7 protein-coding genes are annotated in these 10,666 nt (G+C 46.8%); 4 read left to right on the top strand and 3 right to left on the bottom strand.

Annotated elements, in window-relative coordinates; all coding sequences use genetic code 11:
- Nucleotides 1–128: 128 nt before the first annotated feature.
- Nucleotides 129–2,657 (bottom strand): glycosyltransferase, encoded by a 2,529-nt coding sequence (locus ACXLDX_RS09070; RefSeq protein WP_457576855.1) that lies wholly within the window; start codon nt 2,655–2,657, stop codon nt 129–131.
- A gap of 3 nt (nt 2,658–2,660) precedes the next feature.
- Nucleotides 2,661–3,899, bottom strand: a complete 1,239-nt coding sequence (locus tag ACXLDX_RS09065; RefSeq protein ID WP_457576854.1) for a glycosyltransferase family 2 protein — start codon at nt 3,897–3,899, stop codon at nt 2,661–2,663.
- Between the two features lie 189 nt (nt 3,900–4,088).
- Here ACXLDX_RS09065 and ACXLDX_RS09060 point away from each other — a divergent pair, with 189 nt between their 5' ends.
- The 4 genes from ACXLDX_RS09060 to ACXLDX_RS09045 all read left to right on the top strand — a co-directional run bounded on the left by ACXLDX_RS09060 (nt 4,089) and on the right by ACXLDX_RS09045 (nt 10,028).
- Nucleotides 4,089–5,276, top strand: a complete 1,188-nt coding sequence (locus tag ACXLDX_RS09060) for an MFS transporter (protein ID WP_457576853.1) — start codon at nt 4,089–4,091, stop codon at nt 5,274–5,276.
- A gap of 210 nt (nt 5,277–5,486) precedes the next feature.
- Nucleotides 5,487–7,211 carry an ATP-binding protein gene (locus tag ACXLDX_RS09055; RefSeq protein WP_457576852.1) on the top strand — a complete coding sequence of 575 codons (1,725 nt, stop codon included), beginning with the start codon at nt 5,487–5,489 and terminating at the stop codon, nt 7,209–7,211.
- Between the two features lie 419 nt (nt 7,212–7,630).
- Nucleotides 7,631–8,968: a TolC family protein gene (locus ACXLDX_RS09050; protein WP_457576851.1), complete on the top strand. Its 1,338-nt coding sequence runs from the start codon at nt 7,631–7,633 to the stop codon at nt 8,966–8,968.
- Nucleotides 8,969–8,984: 16 nt separating this feature from the next.
- Nucleotides 8,985–10,028 (top strand): efflux RND transporter periplasmic adaptor subunit, encoded by a 1,044-nt coding sequence (locus ACXLDX_RS09045; protein WP_457576850.1) that lies wholly within the window; start codon nt 8,985–8,987, stop codon nt 10,026–10,028.
- Nucleotides 10,029–10,355: 327 nt separating this feature from the next.
- Here ACXLDX_RS09045 and ACXLDX_RS09040 read toward each other — a convergent pair.
- Nucleotides 10,356–10,666 (bottom strand): response regulator (locus tag ACXLDX_RS09040; RefSeq protein WP_457576849.1); only part of this gene is annotated, 311 nt, incomplete at its 5' end.

Genomic DNA, 10,666 nt, shown 5'->3' with positions numbered 1-10,666 from the left:
ATTTTATTACCTCTGAACTGTAATTGCTCACAGGTGCCGCAGATTTTTGCAGGCTCTTTTGTTCGCTATAGCCTACTATGCGGACAGAAGAGACCGTGAAAAGCTGGGGTACCTGTGAGTAATTACCTCTACGATTTTATTGCCTCTGAGCCGTAATTGGTGAAATCACCCCGGTACCAGCGTGCAAATTCATCGTCTTCAAGTCCGGCTTCCCTGTAACAACCCGGATTATAATACGGGTCGCCGGACTGCAGAACAGCTGACCACTTTTTCTGAAACCTTGCACGCTCAAGGCCTGCCTCAGACCCGTCATTTTCTGTTCTGCCGGGTAAATCCGTATCCACCGGAATTATCCTGCTGTCTGTGCAGAAAATATTTTTCAGACCGTGTTCATGTATCTCAAGACTGAGATCACACAGACCGAACAATACGGGAAACAGTTCCTCCTTAACTCCACCGAATTGTTCAAAAAGAGTCTTTCTCACAAGACAGAAATCTCCTGAAACCATCATCACCTGCTGACTGCACTGCAGACCATTCATATGGACAGAACAGCCGGCGATCCATTGTAAATAATAACCGGGAGAACAGTCCTGAATATCCGGCACACGGCTCATTTTGCCATGCTCTCCAAGAGCCACCAGCCCTGTTACAAATCCGACATCCTCAAACCCGGCGAATCCAAGAAAGGATTCAAGCCATTGCTCTCCTGCAACAGTACAGCTGCCATCCAAAAATACGAGGAATTCACCACTCGCCTGCGACGCCGCCCTGTTCAACCTGCAGGCAATGGAATCATTTTCAGAAAAAAACAGAGAAAGGACCCTGGACCTCTCTGCCGCCTGTATATCCTCCCGTTCATCCATTTCAGAACTCTCATCAAGGAGCAGAATGACTTCAAAATGCTTATACCCGGTTCTGCTGCACAACTCCTTGACATAATCAGTTATATTTTCAACCGTCTCAAGCCGGGTCACTATAATGGAAACCCTATACAGAGGTAAAATATCATAACGGGGATTATAGAAAAACTTCCATTCGGTTGCCACTACCTCTCCCTTCCGTTCCAGCCGGACCAGTGCCCTCTCCACAGCCTTTTTCCCTGCCAGATCAGCATAGCTCTTTTGCAGATGATTTACAGATGTCGATGTCTCCGATGCCCGCCAGTGATAGAGAACCTTGCTGATATGAACCACTTTTTTCGCATTGTGACAGAGTTTAAGCACCAGATCATAATCCTGCGCACCATCCAACTCGCTGCAGACTCCACCACTGCTTTTATAAAGTTCACGAGACACAACCAGCAGATGGGTTATATAATTATGACAGAGCAGCAGCTCCCTGTTATAATCAGGTTTATAGAAGGTGTTGAAGCAGGTTCCGTCATCGCCGATAAGATCCTCATCCGAATACAACAGGTCAGCTCCGTCTTCAAAAATGGCCCTTACAACCTGATAAAGGGCATCCACAGTCAGTTCATCATCGTTGTCCAGAAAGGCAAAATAGTCACCTGCCGCTATTTTGACCGCCTCTTCGGTTGCCCCGGCAATGCCCTTGTTTTTTTCCAGATATACGACATTGATGCGCAGATCCTTCCTGCGCCATTTCTCAAGCAGAGGACGTATATGCTCCTCGGTGCTGCAGTCATCCGCAAGGCAGAGTTCCCAGTGAGGATAGGTCTGGTGAAGAACCGAGCGGATGCAGTTGTTCAGGTAACAGGCCTTAACATTGTAAACCGGTACAATCACCGAGATCAACGGCTTCTCAGGGAGTCCAGCAACCCGGGCATCGGTATAACAGCCGGAAAAAACACCACGCCCCAGGTAGTGAACCAGAGGGTTTTTACTTTCGTTTTCACAGGTCAAAGATTGTTGTCGGTAAAAACCGGGATCAAACCACTCCGAGGGACGAAAACGGGTGGCATTATTACCTGCCTGGAAGTGGCTGTAGAGATCCCTGCAATATACTGAAATTTCGGGATATTGCATTCTATACCAGTGTGGATCAAAAAGGGGAAACGGGCTTTTCCCTTCTGCGGCTCCATAGTGCATATAATGCTCCCAGGGGGACAAACCACTCCCAACCACTGCAGGTGTACGATCCAGGTAATATTCAGGATCAAATCCCGGGTACGGCTTCCTTGCCAGGAGAAATCCCAGGGGATTGATATTTCTTTCCAGCAACGACTTAAAAAGTGAATCCTCCAGTAAATATTCCATTTCCGGGCTGGTAATCTGTCCCTTCTTCCAGCCGTATTTCAGATAATAAACCAGGGGATTTTCCTGTGCTGCAGCCACATCCGGATACCTTCGCAGGTAATATTCCATATGAAAAAGCGGGTTGGGATCATTGCCGGCGGATCCGCCTTCACGCAGGAAATGGAATAACGGTACAATGGAATCCCGCTCTTTTTCACTGAACCGGGAGAGATAGTAGTGGGGGGAAAAATAGATGGATGGGGATCGACGCTCCCGGTCACCCCATCGTAGAAAATGAACAAGCAGGTCCGTTTTTTCTTCATCGATATCAGGATTGGCCTTTCTGTAATAATCATGGTCAAACAGTTTTGACCTCCTGATCAGCCGATATCCAGGATTTGTCAAGGCAAGCTGGCAGCGGGTAATTGTTTTTTTCACAGAAACGGAAAAACGGACCATTTTCTATTTTGTCCCCTTCTTTTTCACATTGCCTGAACCGAGGCCGAACAATTTCCCAAGCGTCAGGATTCCCGTCGGCAATACCCTCTGTTCCATCAACCTGATCCGGTTTTTCTGAAATTCAACAAGGGCCAGCAGCGCCTTTTCTCCCAGTGCGAAAAACTGCAGACACACTTCAACCGCCACCGCTCCCCGCAACTGTTCTTCTCCAAGCTCCGGAAAATAACATTGGGGATCATCGGTATCAAAAAACAATTTACCTTCAGAATTGTAAAGCTCGTTGGCCTCAATCCCTGTCACTCTTCTTTTCCGACCTGAACCGCAGACAACATCAATCCGTTCTATCTCTAGAATTGCGAAGGTATCAACCGGGTCAAAACGCAGGGCGACAATTTTATCATATTCGCCAATGTCAAACACAATCAGTCGCGTGCCAATCTCCACCTTTCGACTGACACTGGTTGCATCGCTGATACCTTTGCCGCAGTCCACGTAAAGCCGACTGGTACAGTATCGATCCCTGGCGTCCAATACAGCATCAATCCAGACTTCAATATGTTTGGAAAACAGTTTCTGATGCCGCAGATAGATACGTTTGAACATCTGGATTTTCTGCCACTTCTCCCTGCTCCTTACCATGGAGTCCGAGGCGACACGATAATTGAAAAGTCTTTCAGGTATACGATAAACCTTCCGGCCCCGCTCAATAAGGCTGAGCCAGAACGAGTAGTCTTCCCAGCCGTAAATCATCTCCTCGTCATACCCGCCGACGGCCAGCCAGTCATCCCGCCGAAACAGTGCGGAACAGAAAATAATATTGTCAAGCAGCATCCTCTCCAGGGAATACTCCGGAAGGTCCCATTCAGTCTCAACAGCACCGAAAAGTGATGCCCTACAGTAAACAATACCTGTCTCGGCATCAGCTTCCAGAGCAGCTACCGCCTTTTCGATATAAGTCGGTTCTATGGTATCATCGGCATCAAGAGGCAGAATATATTTCCCGCCTGCCGCCTCTATCCCCGTGTTCCTGGCTGCCGCAAGACCCCGGTTTTCTGTTCTGATAACAGAGACAGCCCCACGGTCCAGACGGGCAAGTATCTCGTCCGTTTTTCCGTCAGTTGATCCATCATTGACAATGATCGTCTCAACATTTGCAAAGGTCTGTACCCTGATGGAATTGAGGGTTTCAACAATAAAATGTCCCTGGTTATAACAGGGGATAACCACAGAAACCAATATCATTTCTGATCCGACTCCCGTTTAAAATTAAAAAAGAAGAAAACCACCAGATCTTTGGTTGATTTTCCCCAGGCATGTCCTATTAAGGTAACTGCTCACAGGGACAGCAACTCTATGCTTTTATTGTCTCTGAACTGTAATTACTGTTTCATCCGGCATGGCTGAACTGCACAATACCCTGAATCCCGTGCAATGATAAGAAAAATCCAGGCAAATATCTACAAACTCTACCTGATCAAACTCTCTAAATGGCTGATGCTCATTATGCCCATTGTTGCCCTGTTCTACAGGGAAAATGGTCTGAATGATTTTGACATTTATCTGCTCCAGGCTGTTTATGCGGTCAGTGTTGCTCTCATGGAGATTCCTTCCGGTTATATGGCCGACATCATCGGACGGAAAAAAAGTCTCGTCCTCGGTTCCATCATGGGTTCTCTTGGTTTTTTTATTTATTCTTTTTCCTCTTCTTTCCCGGGGTTTCTCACCGCAGAAATCATCCTGGGACTGGGAGGCAGTTTCATTTCAGGATCCGACTCCGCCCTCCTTTATGACAGTCTGGCCGCGATCCGCATGAAACACAGGTACCTGCAATTTGAGGGCAGAATAACATCTATCGGGAATTTTGCTGAAACCGCAGCCGCTCTCTGCGGTGGACTCCTGGCAGGGTATCTCGGCTATCGATCCGTTTATTTTGCCCAGGGAATAATTGCATTTATCGCTGTTCCCGCCTCGCTGCTCCTGACTGAACCACCCAGGGACCATCCCGATGGTGTCCCCGGATTTGCCCATATTCTCAAAGTCTGCAGGGATACGCTGATATTCAACAAAAAGCTGCGAAGTACCATTTTCTTTTCTTCAGTGATCGGTATTTCAACCCTCTGCATGGCCTGGACCGCACAGATTTACTTTGTGGCAGCAGAACTCACTGCCTATGAAATAACACCGCTCTGGATTGTACTGAACCTGACCGTGGCCGTCGCAGCAGCATTTGCGGCAGAAATCGTTACTCTTCTTGGTGAAAGAAAATCACTTTTGATCATCCTCTTTTTCATCCCCCTCGGCTACATTTTTCTTGGAACTTTACCGCTCCAGGCTGCTGTTGTTTCACTTTTTCTTTTTTATGCCGTCAGGGGATATGCTACCCCTGTCCTGAAAGACCTGATTAACAATAACTGCTCATCAGCTACCCGCGCTACAGTCCTTTCCATCCGGTCAATGATCATCCGATTCGGATTTGCAGTAATCGGGCCGTTAACCGGTTTTTTCTCTGAACAGTTCAGCCTGACGACAGCACTTATCCTGACCGGATCCATTTTAATGATATCCTCTGTCACTTCAGGCTACATGCTTCTTTTAAACATCATAACAACACGGAATTAAATAATTATTTCACAATAATAAAAATACAACCTTATTGTACCATTATTTTTTACTTTCAAATTTGACTCTCTCCCATCATTTACAGTAACATCAGAAATGTAGGCCGGTGTATTCATTGCTTGCCCGGATAGGCTCACTGATACAGGAATATATAATCGCTCACAGGCACCCCGGCTTTTCACGATCTCTTTTGTCCGCATAGATAGGATCATGAACACCAACGAAATAGTCGAACTCCAGGAACAACTCAGACAGGCCAGAAAACGAATTGCCGAGCTGGAACAGTTTGTTATCCGACAGTCCGGGACCGTCCTGTCCTCCGCACTTGATCTTTCGAAATGCGGTCAACTCAGGGTAGAGCTGGAACAGAGCAGGAACAAATACCGCAAACTCGTTAATTATGCAAACGACGCGATGTTTGTAATCACCCTTGATAAAGACAGTGCCCGCTATGGTCATTTTTCCGATGTTAATAATGTTGCATGCAGGCGACTCGGCTATTCCAGGGAAGAGCTCCTTGAAATGACTCCCTTTGATATCAGCAAAGACAATGATTTCAAATATCACGAAGAGATGATCCTGCATCTTCAGGAAGAAGGCAATATTACTTACGAAACGATTTTCCTCACCAAAAACGGCACCACTTTCCCCGTTGAAATCAATGCACTGCGCCTCTCCATCTCCGGAGAAGATCTGTTCATGCTCATTGCCCGGGATATCACCGAAAGAAAAAATATCATCACCAAACTGGAAAAGGCAAAGGAAGAGGCCTATGCCGCCAGCAAGGCGAAATCTGAATTCCTGGCCAATATGAGCCATGAGGTGCGTACACCAATGAACGGTGTGATAGGGATGCTCCAACTCCTGAAAATGACGCCTCTTAATGAAGAGCAGGAAGGGTATGTCCAGACCGCCTCGGTTTCAGGAGAGTCTCTGTTGACAATTATTAATGATATTCTCGATTATTCAAAGATCGAATCGGGCAAGGTTCAGATAAACCCTGAACCTTTTGAAATTGTCTCCATGATGGATCCTCTGATTGCCTCTTTTAAAAACAGCCTTGCCCTTGGAACCGTCAAACTCAATTATACTATTGCTCCGGACATGCCCCTGTGCATTGTTGCGGACAGTGCTCGACTGAAACAGATCCTTTTCAATCTCATCGGCAACGCAGTTAAATTTACAGACTCAGGAGAAATCAATGTCACCATTAATCTCCTTGAAAAGGGGAAAAAGGATAACATACGGGTCGGATGGTCCGTTGCCGACACCGGGATAGGTGTTCCCGAGGATGCGGTCGACAGGCTCTTTGAACCGTTTACAAGACTGGAGGACGCCAGGCGTCAGAAAAGAAAGGGAACCGGTCTGGGTCTCAGTATTGTGAAACAGCTCGTCACCCAAATGGGAGGAACTGTTTCCCTGAAAAGAAATGACAACAGAGGCACAACATTCATGTTCGATATTGCCGCCCTGCAATGCACCTGTCATGAAACCAGGGAAACAAGTCCCTTTGCCGCACCTCTTCTGATCAGTCCACAGCGCCGTCTCTCCACTCTCGTTGTTGAAGATGAACCCATCAACCAGCAGATTCTCAAGGCAATTTTGACAAAACTTGGTCATAAAACCCGTGTTGTATCCGATGGACACAGTGCTCTCGAGTTGTTGGGAAAAAACTCTGATTTTGATGTGATTCTCATGGATGTACAGATGCCGGAAATGGACGGCCTGGAAACAACCAGGAAAATACGCTCCCTGCCCGAATCAAAAAAAATCCGAAGCATCCCCATTGTCGCCCTCACCGCTTATGCCATGGCCGGAGACCGTGAAAAATGCATGGAAGCCGGAATGGATTTCTACCTTTCCAAACCGGTGGATGTAAAAACACTGGCCACCACTTTGAAAAACCTGAAGAACAAGAGTACTGTAAAAAATTAGATTTTTCATTCGAGGTCAATGTCAGGAAGGAACTTTTCTAAACCATTTTGTCCTTAAAGCAGTGTCTGTGAGCAATTACAACCTAAATCCTGCACTTCCGGCTGGTAAGCTAAGACTCCGAACTTGCCAATTGCAGGATTTAGGTACAATTTTATAACTGTATTTCAAGGTGTTATCAAAAAAGCAATCACAGAGCTGTTTCGATTAATATCTTGACCTCCGTATCGTTCAAAGATAGAGTTGTAATAATGCAAGGAGAGTGACAATATAAAACAACCTATTGTTTTAACAGTATAATGTAATTTATCTATTCAAGCAGATCAAATTTTAGGTGACAAGTTACCAAGAAAGACTTACTTATTTAATCCAATTATTAAATAGATGTTTTCCTAATATTACCGTATAGAAAGGGTTAAAATATGAAATCATTTTCTCTTATCATTTCGGTTGGGTTCTTCCTTTTGTTGACGGGTATTTCCAATAGCAAGGAACCGGCAATACCAATCCCCGAGACCTGGACCCTGGAAAATGCAGTTTCTTTTGCCGTAACCAACAACCCTGACAGTTTCATAGCCCGCAAGCGAATTGAAGAAGCCAGGACAATGGTCACCACAGCACAGTCAATCGACTACCCGATGATTGATCTGTCCGCAGGCTACAGTCAGACCAATAATCCCATGTATTCTTTCGGCAATATCCTCAACCAGGGTGCCTTTAACCAGACTATAGATTTCAATGATCCCGGAAGAACAGATAATCTGAACCTCAAGGCCAGCATCGGTTACCGTGTATACAATGGTGGCCGAACCATGGCAGAAATTGACGCGGCCAAAGCAGCTGCGGAGATGCAGAAGGCCGGGTTGGCATCAGTTCATCAGCGGCTGGCCTTTGAGGTCATCAAAACCTTCCATGCTATTGTTCAGGCAAAGGAAATGGTCAAGGTCCGCCGGGAGGCCCTGGACGCTATCAGTGCGGCTCTGGAGGTGGCAAATGCCCGGTTTGAAGCCGGTGACCTTCTCCGCAGTGATCTCCTCAATCTTGAACTTCAACAATCCCGGGCCAGTGAAAACCTGATCCAGAGCCGACACACCCTGGAACTGACAAAGCGAAGCTTCCTCAACCTGCTTGGCCTGAAAGAGGGAGAAGTAAAAATCAGTACTGAGGAATTGACAGCCCAGGAAATCCCCCTCAATATTGATGGTTCGGCAAGGCAGGAGCTGATACAACTCAGAGCCCGTGAAAAAGCAGGGCTTGCCGAGCTGAAAAAGGCTGAAAGTGGCAGATTGCCGACTGTCGATGCCTTTGCCAGCTACCAGGTTGACGGAGGTCTGGTCCTTGAGGATGGCGGCAATTCCTGGATGGCCGGACTCAAAATGGATTATAAACTGTTTGACGGTAACCGGACTGATTCAATGATTGCAAAAGCCAAAGCCAGGCTGCAGGAAATCCGGGGGCTGATCAGGAAAACAGAACTGGCAATCAATCTGGAAATCCAACAGGCTGAGCTGGATTATAAACAGGCTCGCAAGCGGGTCAGTGTTACTGAAAAAATGGTCCTGGTGGCGCAGGAAGGTATCAGGCTCAGCAGGGCCCGGTTTAAGGAGGGGGTCATTCTTGCCTCTGATCTGATCGATTTTGAAATGCGCCTGTCCGATGCGCTGGCCCGGCGGCTCGCAGCCAAGGCACGTTATCAGGTAGCTATTGCCAACCTCCGCAGAGTTGCGGGTTTGAAGCAATTTCCAACCACAGGAGAGTAAAAGAGGAGCTGTAACAATGAAGCGAAACAGAACACGAATTCTCTGGACATTTTTTATTATTTCTCTGCTGTCTCCTGCTCTTTGCACCTTTGATACTGCAGAAGCGACGCCGGAAAAAGAAAATGCGTCGCTCCCGGATGCAGTTGTGAGTGTGCAGAAAGTACAGAAGAGTATCGCCAGGAATCAGATTGAAATTGTGGGAACGATACAGGCCGTGGAACAGGCAGAAATAGCTGCCAAAATAAGCGGCAATATTGTCAGGTTACCCGTTGATCTCGGCAGTCGTGTTGCCAGGGGAGACCTTCTGGTGGAAATTCAGGCGGAGGAAATATCGGCAAAACTCCAGCGGGCCAAGGCCCAACTGGAGCAGGCAAAACGTAATCTCGCCCGGGAAGAAAAACTGTTGAAGAAAAAAGCGGCCACTCTTGAAACAGTAAAATCATTAAGGGACATGGTACGAATAGCCGAAGCAGCCCACAGGGAAGCCCGGATAATGCTGGGGTACACCAGAATTGTTGCCCCGTTTTCCGGTATAGTAACCAGAAAACTCACTAATATCGGAGATCTGGCGACTCCAGGAAAACCCCTTCTCTCCCTTGAAGAAGAAAACAATCTTCAGGTACTGACCGACATTCCTGAGGCAATGATTCTCAGGATTAACAAGGGCGACAGTCTGCCGGTTTTTATCCCCTCGGTCAACCTGACAATTGTCGGAAAAGTTGCGGAAGTAGCCCCCACGGCAGACCCGTTTTCACGAACTGCGCCGATCAAACTGAAAATACCGGCAGATCCCAGGCTGCGTTCAGGGCAGTTTGCCAGGGTTACACTGGCACTTGCTTCCGCCGAGACCCTCACTGTTCCAGAAAATGCGGTCACAAACTTCGGCCAGATAGAGCGTGTTTTTGTGGTTGAAAACGGCAAAGCCGAACTCCGTATTGTCCGCACGGGGAATCACAGCGGGGATCACATAGAGATCCTGAGTGGCCTGAAAGAAAATGAAGATATCATCGTTTCCGACTCCCGTACTCTCGTTGATGGTCAACCTGTACGCATTCAATGAACGAAACTCCTCACAGGGGCAGCAACTATATGATTCCTAAATCCTGCACTTCAGAAAATGAAAAAATGTAAAAATACATTGATTTCAATATATTATGATATATTTAGCAAATTTGGCTATTCTCATTTTAGGTGAATGTAATTTTTTCCATTTTCTTTGCCCTGCGGGATTGGAAATTTTCCGAATCCGGAGTCTCGCAGGCTCGCTTACCTGCTTCGTTTTCAATGGCTTGAAGTATGCTTATACGTCAGCGCCATTGAACCTCACATCTCCGGTAAACTTGCCAATTGCAGGATTTAGGTATTACCTCTAATGACAGGTAATTATTCACTTCTCTTCACCGAGCAACGTTCCCACTGCATTTTTCAACTCACTGATATCACCCGATTTCACAACGTATGCATCAGAGGCCCAGCTTCCAAGATCTCGCTTGAATTCCTGGTACGCGCTACTCAGTATAACCGGAATCGAGGGGTCAAGCATCTTCATTTTTCGCAATACTTCTATACCGTTCATTTCCGGCATCTGAATATCAAGAATCACAATGTCCGGTCTTTCGGCAGAGAACTTCTCCAGACCTTCCATACCATTCATGGCGGAAATAACCTCATACCCGTCATCTTCAAACTCTTCCCTGT

The sequence above is a fragment of the Desulfomarina sp. genome, assembly GCF_054039375.1.
Note: the sequence above shows the minus strand (reverse complement) of the source record. Positions and strands in the feature narration are given on the sequence as shown.